Origin of the sequence: Desulfopila inferna (assembly GCF_016919005.1) — a bacterium.
Lineage (GTDB): Bacteria > Desulfobacterota > Desulfobulbia > Desulfobulbales > Desulfocapsaceae > Desulfopila_A > Desulfopila_A inferna.
On sequence record NZ_JAFFQE010000001.1, the window covers coordinates 931,451 to 950,263 of the forward strand.

General features: G+C 47.7%; 18 protein-coding genes. 17 read left to right on the forward strand and 1 reads right to left on the reverse strand.

All coding sequences use genetic code 11. The annotated features are described in order from the left end of the window. Nucleotides 1-314 precede the first annotated feature (314 nt). Nucleotides 315-1,352: an N-acetyl-gamma-glutamyl-phosphate reductase gene (gene argC / locus JWG88_RS03970; protein WP_205232390.1), complete on the forward strand. Its 1,038-nt coding sequence runs from the start codon at nt 315-317 to the stop codon at nt 1,350-1,352. 60 nt (nt 1,353-1,412) lie between these two features. Beyond that, nucleotides 1,413-2,168: a tRNA pseudouridine(38-40) synthase TruA gene (gene truA, locus JWG88_RS03975; protein ID WP_205232391.1), complete on the forward strand. Its 756-nt coding sequence runs from the start codon at nt 1,413-1,415 to the stop codon at nt 2,166-2,168. Nucleotides 2,169-2,370: 202 nt separating this feature from the next. Here truA and JWG88_RS03980 read toward each other — a convergent pair whose 3' ends face one another. Then, nucleotides 2,371-3,348 carry a LysR substrate-binding domain-containing protein gene (locus JWG88_RS03980; RefSeq protein ID WP_205232392.1) on the reverse strand — a complete coding sequence of 326 codons (978 nt, stop codon included), beginning with the start codon at nt 3,346-3,348 and terminating at the stop codon, nt 2,371-2,373. A gap of 635 nt (nt 3,349-3,983) precedes the next feature. On the opposite strand from JWG88_RS03980, the gene JWG88_RS03985 reads away from it, so the two are divergent. From JWG88_RS03985 to JWG88_RS04055, 15 genes are all read left to right on the forward strand, one after another. After that, complete coding sequence (locus JWG88_RS03985) at nt 3,984-4,406, forward strand: NADH-quinone oxidoreductase subunit A (RefSeq protein ID WP_205232393.1); 423 nt, start codon at nt 3,984-3,986, stop codon at nt 4,404-4,406. Then, nucleotides 4,379-4,915, forward strand: coding sequence for an NADH-quinone oxidoreductase subunit NuoB (locus JWG88_RS03990; RefSeq protein ID WP_205232394.1), 537 nt, complete (start codon nt 4,379-4,381; stop codon nt 4,913-4,915). Before JWG88_RS03985 ends, JWG88_RS03990 begins: the two co-directional genes overlap by 28 nt. A 44-nt stretch (nt 4,916-4,959) precedes the next feature. Beyond that, nucleotides 4,960-5,502 (forward strand): NADH-quinone oxidoreductase subunit C, encoded by a 543-nt coding sequence (locus tag JWG88_RS03995; protein ID WP_205232395.1) that lies wholly within the window; start codon nt 4,960-4,962, stop codon nt 5,500-5,502. Continuing rightward, nucleotides 5,499-6,617, forward strand: coding sequence for an NADH-quinone oxidoreductase subunit D (locus tag JWG88_RS04000; protein ID WP_205232396.1), 1,119 nt, complete (start codon nt 5,499-5,501; stop codon nt 6,615-6,617). Before JWG88_RS03995 ends, JWG88_RS04000 begins: the two co-directional genes overlap by 4 nt. A 12-nt stretch (nt 6,618-6,629) precedes the next feature. Next, a complete protein-coding gene (locus JWG88_RS04005; protein ID WP_205232397.1) occupies nt 6,630-7,625 on the forward strand; it encodes a complex I subunit 1/NuoH family protein in 996 nt (331 codons plus the stop codon). Between the two features lie 2 nt (nt 7,626-7,627). Beyond that, entirely contained in the window at nt 7,628-8,068 is a 441-nt protein-coding gene (locus JWG88_RS04010) for a NuoI/complex I 23 kDa subunit family protein (protein ID WP_205232398.1), read from the forward strand. Beyond that, nucleotides 8,065-8,589: an NADH-quinone oxidoreductase subunit J family protein gene (locus JWG88_RS04015; protein WP_205232399.1), complete on the forward strand. Its 525-nt coding sequence runs from the start codon at nt 8,065-8,067 to the stop codon at nt 8,587-8,589. Before JWG88_RS04010 ends, JWG88_RS04015 begins: the two co-directional genes overlap by 4 nt. Next, nucleotides 8,589-8,915 (forward strand): NADH-quinone oxidoreductase subunit NuoK, encoded by a 327-nt coding sequence (gene nuoK, locus JWG88_RS04020; protein WP_205232400.1) that lies wholly within the window; start codon nt 8,589-8,591, stop codon nt 8,913-8,915. The genes JWG88_RS04015 and nuoK overlap by 1 nt, the downstream gene beginning before the upstream one ends. 17 nt (nt 8,916-8,932) lie before the next feature. After that, a complete protein-coding gene (locus JWG88_RS04025; RefSeq protein ID WP_306793041.1) occupies nt 8,933-10,417 on the forward strand; it encodes a monovalent cation/H+ antiporter subunit D family protein in 1,485 nt (494 codons plus the stop codon). Beyond that, nucleotides 10,414-10,665, forward strand: a complete 252-nt coding sequence (locus JWG88_RS04030) for a hypothetical protein (protein ID WP_205232401.1) — start codon at nt 10,414-10,416, stop codon at nt 10,663-10,665. Before JWG88_RS04025 ends, JWG88_RS04030 begins: the two co-directional genes overlap by 4 nt. Beyond that, nucleotides 10,655-12,442: a Na(+)/H(+) antiporter subunit D gene (locus JWG88_RS04035; RefSeq protein ID WP_205232402.1), complete on the forward strand. Its 1,788-nt coding sequence runs from the start codon at nt 10,655-10,657 to the stop codon at nt 12,440-12,442. Before JWG88_RS04030 ends, JWG88_RS04035 begins: the two co-directional genes overlap by 11 nt. Before the next feature lie 24 nt (nt 12,443-12,466). Continuing rightward, nucleotides 12,467-14,011, forward strand: a complete 1,545-nt coding sequence (locus tag JWG88_RS04040; RefSeq protein WP_205232403.1) for a complex I subunit 4 family protein — start codon at nt 12,467-12,469, stop codon at nt 14,009-14,011. Between the two features lie 34 nt (nt 14,012-14,045). After that, the gene (locus tag JWG88_RS04045) at nt 14,046-15,461 is read left to right on the forward strand and encodes an NADH-quinone oxidoreductase subunit N (protein ID WP_240194241.1); all 1,416 of its coding nucleotides are present in this window, start codon (nt 14,046-14,048) and stop codon (nt 15,459-15,461) included. 179 nt (nt 15,462-15,640) lie between these two features. Beyond that, complete coding sequence (locus JWG88_RS04050) at nt 15,641-16,879, forward strand: M48 family metallopeptidase (RefSeq protein WP_205232404.1); 1,239 nt, start codon at nt 15,641-15,643, stop codon at nt 16,877-16,879. 351 nt (nt 16,880-17,230) lie between these two features. Next, nucleotides 17,231-18,244: a hypothetical protein gene (locus tag JWG88_RS04055; protein ID WP_205232405.1), complete on the forward strand. Its 1,014-nt coding sequence runs from the start codon at nt 17,231-17,233 to the stop codon at nt 18,242-18,244. Nucleotides 18,245-18,813: the final 569 nt, after the last annotated feature.

Genomic DNA, 18,813 nt, shown 5'->3' on the forward strand with positions numbered 1-18,813 from the left:
ACAAGCCCCGACTTCGAGAAAAACCGATCTCCCGTGTTACTGTTTTTGGTTGGTTTCCATCAACTTACCTGTATACTCGAAAACCTGCCCAAAAACCGCGGTTTGTATATTGAACTTTTTTACCAAGCCATCCGAGACCTTCGCGGCCATTCTTTTTTACACAATTATCTGTTTTAATAATTATGTAAAGGCGCTGCTAAGCTCCCGGAATTACCCTGGACCACCGACCTCCTCTTTTAAGAGGTGACACGTTCATGAGATCTTTTTCTGTAGGACAACAGGGAAAATCCCTGAAGCATTAACCGGAGCATATCATGATCAAAATTGCCATTATCGGAGCATCAGGTTATACCGGAGGAGAGCTTGCCAGAATTCTCTGCAATCATCCTCACGCTTCAATCACTGCTGTAACTTCCAGACAATATGAGGGCAAAGCCCTCGCCGAGGTATTCCCCCATCTGCGCGACAAGGTCAGCATCATTTGTGAGAATTCCGACGTTGAAGCGCTCAGTGACAAGGCCGATATCTTCTTTACCGCCGTACCTCACCAGACTGCTATGGAGATCGTGCCCAGGATACTTTCTGCCGGAAAAAAAGTGATAGATCTTTCAGCGGATTTTCGTATCAGGGAGGCGTCCGTCTATGAGAAATGGTACCAGAAACATACAGCTGCAGAATATCTTGCAAGAGCAGTTTACGGCCTGCCGGAAATTTATCGGGACGAGATCAGCACAGCCTCTCTCACCGCCAATCCCGGATGCTATCCAACTTCCATCATCCTGGCACTCGCCCCTCTTCTGGAAAACCGCGCCATTGTGCCGCAATCCATTATTGCCGACAGCAAATCAGGCGTCTCCGGAGCGGGACGAGCGGCCTCCGTGGCCACTCTGTTCTGCGAAACCGCCGACGGTTTTCGCCCATATAAGGTAGCGGATCACCGCCATACCCCGGAAATCGAGCAGGAAGTTTCACTGCTGGCTGGCGAAAATGTCACCCTGTCATTCACCCCTCATTTACTGCCGGTTTCCAGAGGGATTCTGAGTACGATCTACGCAACGCTCCAGGACGGCATCACTGTCGAGAGGGTGCAGGAAATGTTTCTCTCCAGATACCAGCAGGAGAAATTTGTGCGGATCCTGGGTGAGAATGAATATCCGGCAACCCAATACGTTCGTGGGTCGAATTTTTGCGATATCGGCTTCAAGATCGATCCTAGGACCAACCGTATAATCGTCATGTCCGCGATCGATAATATTGTTAAGGGCGCCGCCGGTCAGGCTGTCCAGAATATGAATATCATGTGCGGTTTCGATGAAGGCGAAGGTCTTGCAGCAGCTCCATTTTTCCCCTGAACCTATTTTCAAATCATGGAAACAGATGGTGATGCACTAATTGTCAGATATTCTTGAGATATGACCACCATTCGACTTCTGATTGCATTTGACGGCACCGATTACCACGGCTGGCAACTGCAGCCGGACGCCCCTACGATTCAGGGGGAAATAGAGAAGTGTCTCGCCATCATCCACAATCGCCACGTCACTCTTCATGGGGCCGGCAGGACCGATGCCGGCGTCCATGCAACCGGCATGGTGGCTCACTTTGATTCTGAAAAATCATTATCCAGCCACCACTTTCTCAAAGCCTTGAATTCCATGCTGCCCGCCAGCATTCGAATCCTTGAGGCGACTGAAGAACCTTCGACATTTCACTCCCGTTTTTCAGCGAAGAGTAAAACATACCATTACTCAATCTTTAACGGTGAGACTTTGATGCCGCAGCAAAGATTGTATTCCGTCCATATTAGGGCTGCTCTTGATATGGCAGCAATGGAGGAGTGCCTGAAGCACATCACAGGTGAACATGATTTTGCCTCATTTGAAACAGCCGGCTCTCGAGATTTATCATTAAATGGATCCAGAGGCTCAACTCGCACAATTTTCGAAGCCTGCATTTTGAAAACGAGCAGTGATTCCTTCTGCTTCTCTATTCGAGGCGACGGTTTTTTGCGTCACATGGTTAGAAATATAGTCGGAACGGTTCTCGAAGTAGGACTGGGCAGAAGGACAGTAACGGGATTTATTGATGCTCTTGAGTCCAAAAAGCGATCAGCAGCGGGAACCATGGCGCCGGCTCATGGCCTTACTCTTCTGAAAATCTATTATTGATACAGCACCGCGCCTGTCCTATTGAATCAGCATCACCTGTTTCCGGTCATGTCATTTGGCAATCAGTTGCCCAAAAGGGTTATCAACAAAAAAAAGGAGCTGCTCTTTCTGAAAAGTGCCGCTCCTTTTTTATCAATCAATTCATCCGAACAAAAAAATACATCGCACATATCGCACAACTTTGTTCAACCCTGAAAAACGACTAATGAATCCTTTTTCGATTTGACTGGCGCGCCAGCAGGGACTGGAGTTTCCACGGAGAAGACAGGCAAACACGTTCATCGTCACAAGTGGACATGACATCACAGAAGTCGAGAAACTCTTGCATCGCCTCCGTCATTATCTTATCCCTCCTGTTAATGACCCACAATTGTCTTGACATATCAACACCTTTTACATCAAGGCTCTTTATCCAGCCATTCTCCACTTCCCGGCAAACGGTCAACGCCGAAAGACAGGCCAGTCCCACTCCCGACTCCACCGCGCGTTTCACCGCTTCAGGATGCCCCATCTCCATAACGACGTGAATGCCATCAAGATAATCCTTCATTCTCTCCCGAAATACGGAAGCCGTTCCCGAGCCCTCTTCCCTCATGACCCATTTAGTGTTTTTCATGTCGGTATTAACGTCAAAAACCTTATTGTGGGCGATGGGATCCGACGGTCCGGCCAGTACCACCAGTTCATCCTTAAACCACGGTTTTGCCACTATATCCTCATGATGCGCCTGCCCTTCCACAAAGCCTAAATCCATAGCTCCGTCTACCACCATCCTCTCGGCATACTGGGTGTTATAGACCAACATATTAACATGGACTTTCGGATGAATGCGCTTAAAAGCTCCGATCAGGTAGGGCAGGATATAATTGCCCAGCGAGAGACTGGCTATAATCTCTATATGACCGGAAAGTTTATCGTTTCTCTCCGACATTATGGTTTCTACATTACCTACCTGAGCGGTTATATCCTTGGCCAAAGGTAATAAATAGCGCCCTCTGGCATTCAGCAGCAGGCTTCTGCCGTGTCTGTCAAACAGCGATCCTCCCAGCTGATTTTCAAGTTCAGCCAGGGCCATACTCACCGCGGATTGCGTCACAAACAGTTTCTTGCTGGCTTTGGTTACCTGGGCAGTCTCAGCGACTGCTATAAAAATTTCTAATTGTCTCAACGTAATAGACATCTTCCCACCATCGTTCAATTATTTTTATTATAACTATCTCACAAATTTCCTGGAGATCTCAAAACAGATCATTTATAAGAGTTTCTTCAAGTTACATATATATATAACCATTTGCTCCGGAGTACCACCATTTCTCACATAAGATGCTGTCGCATTATACATCAACATAATTGAATATCAATTTTAAATTTTTCTAGTATACATTTACTTTCACAAAAGAAATGGTAAGGTTTCCGGATCAAACCATCAGACAACCGGGATCATCCTGTCGGCAGCCGGAGATACAGCAGTAAATCAGGACATATGTCCACTACCATTTTTGTTGAAATGTTTAAAATTACACCATAACATTCATGTCTTAGCGAAAAAACAGGTATCCGGTTTTCGTGAACCATACAGCAATGGATCCAGTCATTTTTTTGGATTTGCAAAATACAGGACAAGTTACTGAATAGCAATTCAGTTTATTATTGACACAAATATATCTTATTTACTAAGTTAACCACTGTCCTGGCTTGTCAGTTTGTACTTCAACACCGAACGTTGTTAAGTGGAGCTCTCCACTGGCGAATAATATGGTGTGAATCATTGTGGGTCGCACCGTCATTGACTAAAATCCACAACGAGGGACTAGTATGGAGCCTCAGTTTACAGAACTCCTCTACAGAGACAGCATTCTCTGGATAGCTGCCTTCACTCTTGGCGGACTTGCGTTTGCGCTTGGCCCGATAGCGATAGTCTATCTGCTCATGCCGCTGCAAACACGACAGATCCTCAAAAAGAGAGATCAGTATATCGAATGCGGCATGGAGCCCATCGGGGATAGCTGGATCCGCTACGGCATCGTCTTCTATCTTTACGCACTCATTTTTCTAGCTTTTGATGTCGACGTTCTCTTCCTCTTTCCGGTGGCGGTGGCCTATAATGGGGAAACGCTTGCCGGCTCATATCGTGATTTCATTGAAATTGTTTTATTTGTCGGAATCTTATCACTCGCAATCGTCTATGCATGGGTTAAAGGAGTATTCAAGTGGGAAAGAAGAACATACCATCGATAAATGATGATGTACCTTCCTCGGTCGTTCAATTTGCAGTACTGGACAAACTGCTCAACGTCGGCCGCGCCAACTCGCTCTGGCCGCTCACTTTCGGCATAGCCTGCTGTGCCATCGAGATGATGGCCACCGGCTGTGCCAGATTCGACATGTCGCGGTTTGGAGCCGAGGTCTTTCGCCCTTCACCTCGCCAGAGTGATGTCATGATTGTCGCCGGCACTATTTCCAAGAAAATGGTACCAGGCATCAAGACGCTTTATGATCAGATGCCGGAGCCCAAGTGGGTTATTGCCATGGGAAACTGCGCCATTTCCGGCGGCCCTTTCGTCTTCGAGGGGCAATATGCCATTGAACTCGGAGCGGACAAATTTCTTCCGGTTGATGTCTATATTCCGGGATGCCCGCCCCGACCGGAGGGGTTGCTCCAGGGAATAATCGAGCTTGAACATAAGGTCTCAGGCTGGAACAGGTGGGAAAAGACCAGGTCGCAGGAAGTACCATCGATCTACTGAACAAATGTCCAGATTCTGAGCACAGGTTTGAGGGTGAACATAAAATGATACTTGAAAAAACCAAAACGGCACTTGAAGCACTTTTCCCAGAAGCGGAACCTGTTGAGCCAAAGGCGGATATTGTCGCGGATACTCCGGAAAAAGCGGTCGAGGAAGCCGCCCGGGAAAAGGAGATGGGACCCCGCAAAAACGGCGTTATAACAAGAGACTACAGGGTTCATGGTTACCATCTCGATGCCCAGGTTGATCCGGACCAGCTGGTGGAGGCTGTCGGCATAATTGACTCGCTCGATTTCTTTATTGAAAGCATAACCGGAGTTGACTGGATAAAAGAAAACCAGTTGGAAATAATCTATGATTTCAGCAGGTATGATTTCGACTTGTGCAGAGTCGTTATCCGTACCCGTATCCCTAGAGAAAATCCTGTGGTTCCCACCATCACTTCCATTTATGCCGGCGCTAATTGGCACGAGCGTGAAACGCATGATTTTTTTGGCATCAAATTTGACGGGCACCCGCACCTGATCCCTCTACTATTACCTGAAGACGCAGACTTTCATCCACTTTTAAAGGATTTCAAAGCATGAGCGTACCAGTACGAATCCAACCAGACGAAACCTTTGTTCTCAACGTCGGGCCCCAGCATCCGGCAACTCACGGGGTACTGCGGGTCAAGATGGAAATGGACGGAGAGTACATAGTCGAAGCCGAAACGGTTATCGGCTACATCCACCGCATGCATGAGAAGATGGGTGAAATCAAGACATATCCCCAGTTCTATATGAATATGAGCCGTATGGATTACCTGGGCGCACTGGGATACTGTCATGGACATGTTCTCCTTATTGAGAAGGCAGCCGGCATCGAAGTTCCTGAAAGAGCAGAATATATCCGGGTGATCACCGTCGAACTCAACAGGATAGCCTCTCATCTTTTCTGGTTTGGGGCCTTCGTCATGGATTTGGGCGGATTCTCCCCCCTTATGTATGCCCTGCAGGACCGCGAACATATCCTTGACATACTGGAACCTGTAACCGGCTCCAGATTGACCTACAGCTATTACAGATTCGGCGGCCTCTATAATGATGTCGACGAACGTTTTATCGAATCAACCAAAAAGTTTATCCCGCGCATGCGCAAATCGCTGAAGAAATACCAACGGTTGGTCACCGGCAATATTATTTTCAGGAAACGGCTCCAGGGCAACGCTATTCTCTCCCCCGAAACCTGCCGCAAATACGGGGCCACAAGTGCTGTCGCCAGAGGGTCTGGAATCAATTACGATGTTCGCAAGAACGAACCGTACTCCGTCTATCCTGAATTTGATTTTGATGTTCCGGTTTTCAATGAATGCGATTCCCTGGCCCGTTACAAGGTGCGCATGGAAGAAATTGAACAGTCGCTGCGCATCATCGAGCAGGGCCTGGAAAAATTACCGGACGGACCGATCATGGCGAAAAAGGCCCCGAAAAACGTCAAACCGCCCGCCGGCGACTATTATCAGGCAGTGGAAACCGCCAGAGGCAATTTCGGCATGCGGCTGGTGAGTGACGGCGGAAAGAGTCCCTACCGTCTTAAATTGCGCTCCCCAACGTATTCCAACATGCACCTCTTTGATGAATCCTGCAAGGGCTTGTTGATAATGGATGCACTGGCATTCATGGGAAGCCTTGATCTCGTTATTCCTGAAATCGACAGATAAAGGGGAATCCAGATGGAACTAACCTTACTCAATGTTGTCATAGCCGTGGTCATCGCCATTGGCTTTGCGGCCCTGAACGCCGCCTATCTGGTCTGGGCGGAACGCCGGGGAGCTGGACGCATCCAGCGCCGGCCCGGACCAAATATCAACGGTCCCCTAGGTCTTCTGCAACCTCCCCTTGACGGCATTAAATTGATGGCCAAACAGCTCATCATACCCGGCGGCGCCGACAAAGCGCTTTTTATAGCCGCTCCCGTGCTGGCCATGGCCCCGGCCATCATCAGCTTTGTCACTATTCCCTTCAGTGAGACCATCATTGCCCATAACCTCAACATCGGTGTTCTGGCCATCTTTGCCTTTGCCTCAATGGGCGGCATTTCCCTGCTATTTGCCGGATGGAGCTCCCGTAATAAGTATGCGGTGATGTCAGCTGTGCGTGCCGTATCGCAGGCCATCGCCTATGAAATTCCCATGCTTGTCACCGTCATTACCGTGGTGATGATCGCCGGAACCATGAACCTTTACGATATCGTTCAGGGCCAGATGGGCGGCATCTGGAACTGGAATCTATTTCCTTTTAAAGCGGGTCTGTTCAATCCGCTCATGCTGATGTCCTTTTTGATTTTCTTCATCTGTACACTCGCGGAGACCAACAGGGCTCCCTTTGATCTCGGCGAAGCGGAAAGCGAACTGGTTGCCGGCTTTCATACTGAATACGGCAGCATGGGGTTCGGCCTTTTCTTCATGGGAGAATATGCCAATATCGTCATCGGGGCGTCCCTGACCACTATCCTCTTTCTCGGCGGCTGGTCCTGTCCTTTCGGGCTCTTCCCCGGAGTTTGGTGGTTCCTGATCAAGATATATCTGATTATCGCCACGATTATCTGGATTCGGTGGACCTTTCCGAGAACGACCATCTATGGATTGCTTAATCTTTCCTGGAAGATTCTCATCCCCTTTTCCCTGTTCAACCTGCTCCTGACTGCAGGATTACTGAAGGTTTTATAGCCATGGGAACCTATTTTAGTGAAATATTCAGCGGACTGTGGAGCCTGATCGTCGGTCTTTTTGTGACGTTTAAGGAATTTTTCAGTCCTCCCGTTACCGTGCAGTATCCTTATCAGACACTGAAAATGCACGAAGGGTTCCGCGGCCATATAGAGCTTATTGGCGATGAAGAAGGCAAGCCCAACTGCATAGTCTGCATGATGTGCCAGCGCGCCTGCCCTTCTAGCTGCATTTCTATTGCAGGGAAGAAGGTAGAGGGCCAGAAAAAGAAAGAACTGACTAAATACATCCTCGATTTTACAACATGTTCTCTGTGCGGCTCCTGTGTCGAATCCTGCAATTTTAACGCTATAAAATTCTCGAACGAATACAACCTGGCCAGCACCCGCAAAGAGGATTTTATCTACGATCTACTGAAACGATTGGAGGAGAAAAACTCATGAACCTTTCACTCCCCAATGCCGACCAACTCGTCGGATTAGTCTTTCTGATAGTGATTGCAGTCACGATCACAGGAGGACTGATCGCCTGTAATGCCGACAGGCTGGTTCGTGCCGTCGCCGGTCTGATTATCTGTTTTCTAGGTGTTGCCGGGTTGTACTTCTTTCTTAACTCGCCATTTATCGCGATGATGCAGGTCCTCATTTATATAGGTGCGGTTTCCGTTACCATCGCTTTCGCCATAATGTTTGCCGCACCTGAACAGAGCAAAAAACATGGTCCGCCTGGTCCTCTGGCAGGTCCGTTGGGATTGATCACTGCCGGTCTCGTTTTTGGCGGGCTTGCACTTCTTGCCGTTAAAACTTACTGGCCCGTCCAGACAAAAATAAACGACGGCTCGGTTGAAAACATCGGTATACGGCTGTTGACCGACTACTCCATGGTCTTTGAACTCATCTCCATTGTGCTTCTGATAGCCATCATCGGGGCACTTGTCATTGCACGCCGCGGGAGGAGCAACTAATGGAAATTCTTTCACTCTACAACGAACTGAACACATACCTTCTTATCGCCGCCCTGCTCTTCGGCATAGGGGTATATGGACTTGTCACCCGAAGAACATTGATCGGCATGCTTATTGCCTCCGAACTCATTCTTGCCGGCGCTTCAATCAATTTCATGGCATTTAACAGGTTTACAGCACCCGATCCGATTGTCGGCCAGATATTTACTCTGTTCATCATGGCTATTGCCGCTGCAGAAGCGGCTATCGGCCTCAGCATCGTTGTCGCCATTTACCGAAACTACAAATCGATCGACGCAGAAGACCTCGTCGAGCTAAAAGGCTAAGAAGAGGAACATCATCCATGGATATGAATACGGTCGGTTCCGATAAAATACTTCTCATCGCCCTGCTGGTTCCTCTGATCGGCACACTCGGAGTCATGATACGCGGCAGGGAGGAGAATGTTCGGGAAGGAATCTCATGTGTATCCTCCATCGTTCTCTTTGGCATCGTCCTCTCGATGATACCCGATATCATCGCCGGCAGAACTCTGGAATGCCATCTGTTTACCATATTGCCGGGACTGTCCATCACTCTCAGGGCCGACGCGATGTCGATGATCTTCGCCATTGTGGCATCATCCCTGTGGACCATCGCCGTCTTTTACTCGATGGGCTATATGCGCAGCCTGAAAGAACATGCGCAGACCCGCTTCAATGCCTGTTTTGCCCTGGCGATATTCGGCGCAATCGGAGTAGCCTTCTCCGACAATCTTTTCACCCTGTACCTTTTCTATGAAATCGTCTCCATCTGCACCTATCCTCTGGTGGCTCACCATCAGGACCAGGAAGGCTACAGCGGGGCCAGAAAATATATCATCTATCTGACCACAACGGCCAAAGCATTCCTGCTTCCGGCCATGATTCTCATCTATGTACTTACAGGCACGCTGGATTTCACCACGGATATTCGTTACGGCATTTTCAGTCCGGATCTGGACAGATGGCTGGTTATCATGCTCTATGTCTTCTGCCTGTTCGGCTTTGCCAAAAACGGAATCATGCCCTTCCATCACTGGCTGCCGGGAGCCATGGTTGCCCCGACGCCGGTCTCCGCCCTGCTGCATGCGGTAGCGGTCGTCAAGGTAGGTGTCTTCTGCACTACCAGAGTGATGCTCTACATTTTCGGCCTGGATACCATGACTCTGCTCAATCTGGGGATCCCCACCGCCTATTTCGTCGGCTTCACCGTTCTGGCGGCCTCGATTATCGCTCTTTCCAAAGACAATCTCAAATCCCGACTGGCCTATTCGACGGTCAGCCAGCTCTCCTATATTATAATGGGTGTAGCGCTGCTCACGGAAGCCGGTATCCAGGGAGGACTTATACATATCGTCAACCACGCTTTTGCTAAAATCACACTCTTCTTCTGTGCTGGCGCCATCTACGTCGCTGCTCATAAAAAATACATCTCGGAGATGGAGGGGCTGGGTCGAACCATGCCCTTTACCTTCGGGGCTTTTGCAATTGCTTCGCTCTCTATGATAGGAGTACCTCCGGTGGCCGGCTTTGTGACCAAATGGACCCTGCTGGTAGGCTCCATCCAGGCACACCAGCTGGGTATCCTTCTTATCCTGTTGGCGAGCACCATACTCAATGCGGCATATTTTGCACCGGTTACATATAAGGCCTTTTTTGGCAAACGCCCGAAAAACGAAGCGTTCCAGGGTATCAAAGAGGCACCATTGTCCATGCTTATCCCTATACTGATAGCATGTACCATCTCGGTCCTGCTTGGTATCTTCCCAAACATTATGATGGAATTTGTTAAGGTGGTGACAGGATGATTGTACAACTAATCGATTACCTGCGAAACCGACTGCAGGGACTCACCTATTTCTTTTTTGGTGGAATAGGCGCTATTGTTGTCTGGAGTCTAACAGTCGACTTGCATCACGCCCATACCTGGGCCGAAAAAGCCATTCCCGCCTTCTGGGGGCTTTTCGCGTTCATATCGGTAATAGTGATCATTTACTTTGCCCGCTGGTTCGGCCGAGGCGGGATCACCATACGGGAGGACTATTATGACAACTAGTTTCTTCCACCCAGCCCTCATTATGATTCTAGGCGCCTGTATCCTGCCGTTTATCAAGGATCCTTTCAGAAAACCATTTCTCGTCTTTATTCCTCTCCTTACCTTTATCAATGTCCTCTATCTGCATACGCAGCCAGGGACATATGGGGTGGTGCCTTTTCTTAATCTGGAACTTACCTTCGGACGAATAGACGGTTATTCGATGGTCTTTGGTTTCATCATGTCGCTGATGGCCATCATCGGAACGATCTACGCGCTTCATGAAAAAAATGTCTGGCATCATGTCGCCGCCTGGTTTTATGTGGCCGGCTCTCTTGGCGTAATTTATTGCGCTGACTATCTGGTGCTTTTTCTCTTCTGGGAGATGATGGCCCTCGCCTCTACCTTCCTGATCTGGTTTAACAGCGAGAAAGGATCACTGGCCGCCGGTTACCGCTACCTGCTGGTCCATACCTTCGGCGGCCTTCTGCTCCTGCTTGGCTTTGTCCTCAGGTACCAGGCAACGGGCGATCTCTCCTTTGTCCTCCTAGATGAAAACAATACCCGGCTCTATACCTGGCTGATTCTGTCAGGCCTCATGCTCAATGCAGCGGTCCCCCCGCTGCACTCCTGGCTGCCGGACGCCTACAGCAAGGCAACTGCAGCGGGGGCCGTGTTCATGTGCGCCTTCACGACAAAGACTGCGGTATACACTCTAATACGAGGGTTTGCCGGGTTCGATATCCTCATCATTCTTGGTGTGGTGATGGCCATTTACGGCATTGTCTATGCTATCATGGAGAACGATATCCGCCGCCTGCTGGGCTGGGAAATCGTCAGTCAGGTGGGTTATATGGTGGCCGGTATCGGCATTGGGACGGCACTTGCCATTAATGGCGCCTGCGCTCACGCTTTTGCCCATATTCTCTACAAAGGACTTCTCTTCATGGGAGCCGGGGCAATCCTGCATGCCACTGGCAAAACGAAACTGACGGAGCTTGGCGGTTTATACAAAAAGATGCCCAAGACTTTACTTTTTATCGTCATCGGTGGAATCTCAGTTTCAGGTTTCCCTTTGTTCTCTGGGTTTGTCACCAAATCAATGATTATCGCCGCAAGCCTGCAAGAGCATATGCTGCTTGTGGGTTTCCTGCTCACACTTGTCTCGGCCGGAACATTTTTAATAGCCGGACTGCGTCTCCCCTACTTTCTGTTTTTCAGCGAAAGTCGTGGTTCTGAAGAAACATACGCCAAAGCAGAGGATCCACCCTGGAATATGCAGGCAGCGATGATTATCGCCTCGTTCTTCTGTCTGCTGATCGGAGTCTACCTGCCGTTTCTCTATGAGATGCTGCCGCATAGTGGTGTTGCCTTCCACCCATACGACCAGTATCATCTGAGTGAAACCCTGCAAATTCTAGGTTTTACTGCTCTCGCTTTCTACTTTTTTCATAAAAAAATCGCTCCGCAGCCCACCATCAGCCTTGATCTGGACTGGTTCTACCGCAAAGGGGGACAAGTCTTCCTCTGGCTTGCCAAATATCCGATCCAAAAGGCCGATGACGCCTGGGGGGCTGCCTATCGTGTTGTCGGTCTGAACAGCCTCATGACCACCGCCTCCTTCTGGTCCTGGTTCGACTGGCACGGCATCGACGGGGTTGTTGACGGATCGGCTCGCTGTGTGCGTGCCATAGGAAGACGTGTTGCAACAGTTCTGCAGAGAGGCCAGATTCAGATGACCATTTATTACACGGTCACTCTCGCTGCTGTTATTCTAATCGCTTATGTCTGGTTATAATACTGAAACTGAGGATCACCGGTAATGGATCAATTATTAACTTATCCAGAGTTCCCGCACCTGCTGAGTATACTCATATTCCTGCCACTGGCTGGAGTTGTGCCTCTGCTTTTCGTCAATAACGATTTATTCAGCCGTAATTGGACACTTGTGGTGACCTCTATTGCTGCACTTCTGTCGATCGGACTGATCACCGGTTTTGACACCTCCACAACACGCTTCCAGTTCGCCGAAAGTCACTCCTGGATAAGCTCCCTGAATATTCACTACCAGGTAGGTCTGGACGGCATATCCATCCTGCTGTTCCTGCTCACTTCCTTCATTATGCCTTTTTGTGTATTGGCATCCTGGTCCTATATTAAAACGCGTATCAGAACCTTCATGATCTGTCTGCTGGTCATGGAGACTTCCATGCTCGGAGTGTTTGCAGCACTTGATTTCGTTCTCTTTTATATTCTCTGGGAAGCGATGCTCATTCCCATGTATCTTCTCATAGGAATCTGGGGTGGCCCAAGAAAGATATATGCCTCAATCAAATTTTTTCTCTACACCCTGTCCGGTTCCGTGCTCCTGCTGGTAGCCATCATCTGGCTGTATCAGGAAAACGGCTTCAGCTTTTTCATTCCGGAAATGATGTGGGGCAACTATAGTTTTACTGCACAGATCCTGATCTTCATTGCTTTTTTTCTCGCCTTCGCCATCAAGGTGCCGATGTTTCCCTTTCACACATGGCTGCCGGCAGCACATGTTGAAGCACCTACGGCGGGATCCGTCATCCTGGCAAGTGTTCTTCTGAAAATGGGGACATACGGCTTCCTGCGCTTTGCCTTGCCGATTACCCCGGATGCCGCAATCTACCTGGCCCAACCGGTTTTGTGGCTTTCCATCGCAGGTATTATTTACGGAGGGTTCACGGCACTTGCTCAAAACGATATGAAAAAGCTTATCGCCTATTCTTCAGTAGGACATATGGGCTTTGTCACTCTGGGAATCTTTGTCTTTAACATACATGGGGTCGAGGGCGCCATTCTGCAGATGATCAACCATGGTGTGACCACCGGAGCGCTCTTTCTCTGTGTAGGCATGATTTACGAGCGAACTCACAGCCGGGAACTGCTCTCGGCGACCGGTGTAGGAAAGTTCATGCCGATCTTTGTCACCTTTCTGGCTTTTTTTTCCCTCTCTGCCTTCGGCTTTCCCGGGACCAATGGATTTGTCGGCGAATTTATGATACTCGTCGGTACGTTCCAGCTTGATACCGCCCTTGGAAAATTTCCATATCTGGCCCTTGCCGCAATACCGGGAGCGATTCTGGCCGCTGCATATATGTTGAGAATGCTGCAGAAGGTAATCTGGGGCGGCACAAATAATCCCGACCAATCCTGGCTAAAGGATCTTAACATCCGGGAAATTGTAACGCTGGCACCGTTTCTTTTCTTTGTCTTCTGGATCGGACTCGATGCCAAAACATTTACCAATATGATGCATACCAGCGTGATCGGACTGCTGGACCAGCTGCATAGTCATCAACAGCAGGCTCTGACCGCGGCTGATTTGATACTGCGTTAACACCACAACCACTAACTGCCTCATTGAGGGTATTATGATGCTATTTTTGCCAGAATTAACATTGTTAGGTGCCGGTCTTGTCATTTTCTTTGTCAGTATAAGAAATGCTGGTAGCAACACGGTTAAAAACATCGCTATAACACTTGGTGCGCTGATTTTTGGGGCAACGCTGCAGGGTGCCACCCAGGAAGGCGATCTATTCTATAATTCCTATCGTGTCGACCTCTTCTCACAGACTTTTAAGATACTGATGGGAGGGGCTCTGCTGGTAGTACTCCTCTTCGGCAGCAGGCTGGACAGCTTGAAAAAAGAAATCCATCCTGAATACTATCTCTGTCTTTTCATGAGCGTTCTCGGCTTGATGATGCTGGTTTCAAGTGTGGAGCTGCTGGCTATATTCGTCGCTCTGGAACTTTCCTCTTTTGCTGTATATATTATGGTTCCTATGCGCGATGACAGCGGCAGATACCGCTTCCAGATGGAAGCAGGCGCTAAATATCTTCTATTCGGTGTCATGGCGACCGGTTTCATGCTCTACGGCATGAGCTATTACTATGGTCTCACCGGATCGACCCGACTGGATGTGCTCGTCCTCGAAATCCCGACTCTCTTGAATCAGCCTGTAGCCGTAATAGCCACTGTGCTTATTCTCTGCGGTTTCTTTTACAAACTTGCCATCTTTCCCTTTCATTTCTGGGTTCCGGACGTATATGAAGGAGCGGCCAACGAAACCACCTCCTTTATTGCCACGGTGCCGAAGCTTGCCGCCGTGGCTCTGTTGCTGCGGATTCTTACTATGATCGAAGGCGGCGGAGAAACCATGGTTAATCTGCTCATTGTCTGTTCGATTCTCTCAATGTTTTACGGTAATCTTTCCGCACTCGTTCAAAAAGACATAAAAAGGATGCTCGGCTTCTCAGGTATTGCGCATGCCGGTTTTGTCCTCCTTGGTCTTCTAGTCTTCCACATCACCGGATATGCACACGCCTTGTACTACATTGCCGGTTATGTGGTGATGAATCTTGCCTGCTTCCTGGTGATCTGCAGCGTTGCCGCAAAAGGAGAGAATGTCATGATCGAGGACCTCACAGGCCTCTACAAGCGTTCCCCGTTTTTGGCCGTCACCCTTCTCATTGGCTTGTTTGCCCTCGCCGGAATTCCTCCTTTTGTAGGTTTTATGGGAAAATTTTTCATCCTGATCGACGCCTTGAGACAGGATTATCTCCTCCTGGTCGTTCTGGCTGCCATCAATACTGCCATCGCCATCTACTATTATCTTTCTGTGGTGCGTGTGGCTTTCTGCTCTGCTGAAAATGAACAGGATCCCATTTCGACCCCTGCCCATATGAAAATGCTCTCGGTCTTTTTAATGGTGGTCATTCTGGGCATGGGTATATTCCCATCACAGTTTATTCACTACGCCGAAAATACCATCCAGTCAATCATGTAAAACTCCGGCAAAAGCCCTTGGCCTGCGGGTTAGGGGCTAACCTTAGCTGCATTCTCTTTTTTTCCCTTCCCCCAAGAGCAGTATTTTTCCTCCATTTTTAGGATTTTCTATTCACAACTGCTCATAAGGTATTATCTTAATGGGGATTTTAACCACATTCTCATATCTAATTGATAACTATGAATAACTGGCTCCTCTTTATACTCACAGTCATTGGCCTGAGTTTCCTTCTGGAAATCCTGGTTTCCGCCCTTAATCTCAAAGCTCTTTCGCCCAAGCTGCCGGCCGAGTTTGAAGATGTCTACGATCAGCAGAGGTATAGAGAATCGCAACAGTACACCAGGGAGACGACCAGGTTTTCTCTTGTTCAGAGCAGTTTCACCACGCTGATAACTCTGGTTTTCCTGCTTGCCGGTGGCTTTAATTTGGTCGATATATATGCACGAAGTTTTGGCTTTGGTGAAATTATTACCGGACTTATTTTTACCGGCCTGCTCATTCTCCTGACCCTGATTGCAGGTTTACCTTTTTCTCTCTATTCTACATTTGTTATCGAAGAGAAGTTCGGTTTCAACCGTACAACCCCAATGACATTTATACTGGATGCCTTGAAAGCCATGGCGCTGACAGTGATTATCGGGGGACCGCTGCTAGCTCTTGTGCTTTGGTTTTTCAACTCAGCCGGCAGCCTTGCCTGGATCTACTGCTGGATCGGTGTTTTTCTGATCACTCTGATTCTGCAATTTCTGGCACCGGTAATAATTATGCCGCTGTTCAACAAATTCACCCCACTCGAAGATGGAGACTTGAAAGAAGCTATCCATAAATACATTTCAAAAGAAAATTTCACCATCAAAGGGGTTTTCGTCATGGATGGATCAAAAAGGTCCTCAAAACTGAATGCCTTTTTTACAGGCTTTGGAAAATTCAAGAAGATTGTTTTCTTCGACACTCTTCTGGAAAAATTACCTCCAGCGCAGATCATAGGTGTTCTTGCCCATGAAATGGGACATTACAAGCATAAACATCTCATCAAGATGATGATTGCCTCATTCATCCAAACAGGGATTCTCTTTTATTTTCTCTCCCTGATCATGAACAATGAGAATCTTTTTGCCGCCTTTTCCATGACCCATGTCTCAACATATGCCAGCCTGGTCTTCTTTGGCTTTCTCTTTACGCCGGTGAGCCTTTTGCTCTCTATTCTTTTTAATTCTATTTCAAGAAAGCATGAATATGAGGCTGACAAATATGCTGCACTCTCGACAAAATCGCGGCAAGACCTCATTGACGGCCTGAAGACTCTCAGCAAGACCAATCTCTCAAATTTGACCCCGCATCGGCTTAATGTCATTCTGCATTACAGCCATCCTCCGGTCTTAGAGAGAATTAGAGCTTTACGAACAATAAATCTTTAGTGCTTTAGAAGATGTTTTCCAGATTTGATGGACTCATAAAAATCTCGGTCTACGTTGTTGTAGATTCCGGAGTCCATCCCGGCACCTTCCATGACTTTTTACGAAATTATCAGATTTTATTGCAAGAAGAAAAGCTGCCTTAATGTCCTTATGCAGTTCAGCTCTTGTTAAATTTATACAAACACAAAAATTAGCCTTACAACTTGACACTAATCTCTTTTCAATGTTCACTGCAAAAGAGGATCATTGTTAAATACCCTTTCATCCACGAATATAATTCGCATAACCGTTGCAAATGCTTTTCCCAAGGTTGCAGCGATTACATTACTTCATGATCAATAGGAGGCGTACATGAACCGTCCTGAATTACAAAAACCTCTGCTGCAATCGGCGTTGGTTCTTCTGGCTGTCTTTATTCTCATAGGTTTTGTTGCTGGATCAAATGCCGAAAGCTTTTTAGACGGAATAGTCTCAATTTTCAAAGGCGTTTTTCTCACTATACTTTTCGCTATCGGTCTCATCATAGCGTTAGTCTTCTCCATAGTCGTGCTCTTTGCCATATTCTTGGGAGCCGTTGCTATCTACTCTCCTGATACCTCGAGAGATATGTATTATGCACTGCGCAACCGGACAATGGAACTGCTGTCTCCATGGTGGTCACGTCTTCCGGCCTCAGACAGGGTCATGAAAAAAACAGCCCGACAACCTAAGACTGATACTGCAGAAACATTTACCAGAAAGGAGATCCGTACCTCAGAGCCTTCGAATGAACCAGACACACTTGAATTGCTGAACAAAACACGGGCAGAACTCTCCAATGAGATAAATGGTATCAGTAAAGATATATCATACCTCAGCAAAGAAAATCAGAACCTTTCCAATACCGTCTCTCAACTCAAGGAAACCGTCAATGAGATACCGCTGGATCAGGTGACTTCCCTTACGGCAAGACTGGAAAGTAAACAGGAAGAACTCGCCGCCTCACTCTCCGGCTGTTTAGAGAAACTCCAACAAATCAGCTCCTCTTTAGAGAATAGCGACGAGACGATTCAGCAACAAGGCGCCCAACTGAAAGACGCACATGAAAAAATAGGACAGCTTTCCGCCGAAATTGCAGAACTTCGTACTACATCGGCGCCTCCAGGTGAGCAGGAAAAAGAAGGACATAGAATATTTTCATACCTGGAAAATGATGATGATAAAAAACAGTTTGCGGATCTCATCGAGGAAGCTGTTGAAAAAGATATGACCTATACCGAAATTGATGATTTTCTCAGTCAATCACTTCCGGTGAAACTAGATACAATAATCAAAGAGCATCCCGTCTTGACTAAAGAATATATTCGTGAACGCAGACAGAAATAACGATTGCTGACAGTTGCTTTTGAGCACAGGTATGATTTTACTTCTATGCCTGTGCTATCTTGTTCTATACAACTTATACTACCCATTTTATCTTGACGAGAATCATTGGAAGTGATTCTTTTCCTGCTTACTCCAATCGCCAAGTTGTCCCTTCATTTTCTTTCATTGGATAAATAATTCCATTTTTGGTCTGACAAGCCCTCTTTGATGATTCTCCTGAAGAATCTTCGAAGCTGTCGAAATGGACTCATAAAGTCGACCTATAAGACGTAGAACAGGATTTTTCATGACTCCATCTCCATTGAATATCAAAACATTAAGGACATAGGCTCTGCCGATCAAAGTCTGTCGCAGGCCAATGAAATAAATTGAACTTTTCAGGAAAAAAGGCGTTGACAGTCTGAGGGCGATAATGTAGGTTTGCTCGGTCCTTGGGGCGCGGGTGATCGGCAACGATTTGAGCGCAACGGAGGCAGAAATAAACGAGAAATAAATCTTGACAGAGTTTTTAGAATCGATTAGATTAAATATCTCGTCGCGACATCAGTCGCAACCCACGAAACATCTTT

Coding starts and splice junctions, on each gene's coding strand:
- argC (WP_205232390.1), top strand. CDS start 315: ATGATCAAAATTGCCATTATCGGAGCATCAGGTTATACCGGAGGAGAG.
- truA (WP_205232391.1), top strand. CDS start 1,413: ATGACCACCATTCGACTTCTGATTGCATTTGACGGCACCGATTACCAC.
- JWG88_RS03980 (WP_205232392.1), bottom strand. CDS start 3,348: ATGTCTATTACGTTGAGACAATTAGAAATTTTTATAGCAGTCGCTGAG.
- JWG88_RS03985 (WP_205232393.1), top strand. CDS start 3,984: ATGGAGCCTCAGTTTACAGAACTCCTCTACAGAGACAGCATTCTCTGG.
- JWG88_RS03995 (WP_205232395.1), top strand. CDS start 4,960: ATGATACTTGAAAAAACCAAAACGGCACTTGAAGCACTTTTCCCAGAA.
- JWG88_RS04000 (WP_205232396.1), top strand. CDS start 5,499: ATGAGCGTACCAGTACGAATCCAACCAGACGAAACCTTTGTTCTCAAC.
- JWG88_RS04005 (WP_205232397.1), top strand. CDS start 6,630: ATGGAACTAACCTTACTCAATGTTGTCATAGCCGTGGTCATCGCCATT.
- JWG88_RS04010 (WP_205232398.1), top strand. CDS start 7,628: ATGGGAACCTATTTTAGTGAAATATTCAGCGGACTGTGGAGCCTGATC.
- JWG88_RS04015 (WP_205232399.1), top strand. CDS start 8,065: ATGAACCTTTCACTCCCCAATGCCGACCAACTCGTCGGATTAGTCTTT.
- nuoK (WP_205232400.1), top strand. CDS start 8,589: ATGGAAATTCTTTCACTCTACAACGAACTGAACACATACCTTCTTATC.
- JWG88_RS04025 (WP_306793041.1), top strand. CDS start 8,933: ATGGATATGAATACGGTCGGTTCCGATAAAATACTTCTCATCGCCCTG.
- JWG88_RS04030 (WP_205232401.1), top strand. CDS start 10,414: ATGATTGTACAACTAATCGATTACCTGCGAAACCGACTGCAGGGACTC.
- JWG88_RS04035 (WP_205232402.1), top strand. CDS start 10,655: ATGACAACTAGTTTCTTCCACCCAGCCCTCATTATGATTCTAGGCGCC.
- JWG88_RS04040 (WP_205232403.1), top strand. CDS start 12,467: ATGGATCAATTATTAACTTATCCAGAGTTCCCGCACCTGCTGAGTATA.
- JWG88_RS04045 (WP_240194241.1), top strand. CDS start 14,046: ATGATGCTATTTTTGCCAGAATTAACATTGTTAGGTGCCGGTCTTGTC.
- JWG88_RS04050 (WP_205232404.1), top strand. CDS start 15,641: ATGAATAACTGGCTCCTCTTTATACTCACAGTCATTGGCCTGAGTTTC.
- JWG88_RS04055 (WP_205232405.1), top strand. CDS start 17,231: ATGAACCGTCCTGAATTACAAAAACCTCTGCTGCAATCGGCGTTGGTT.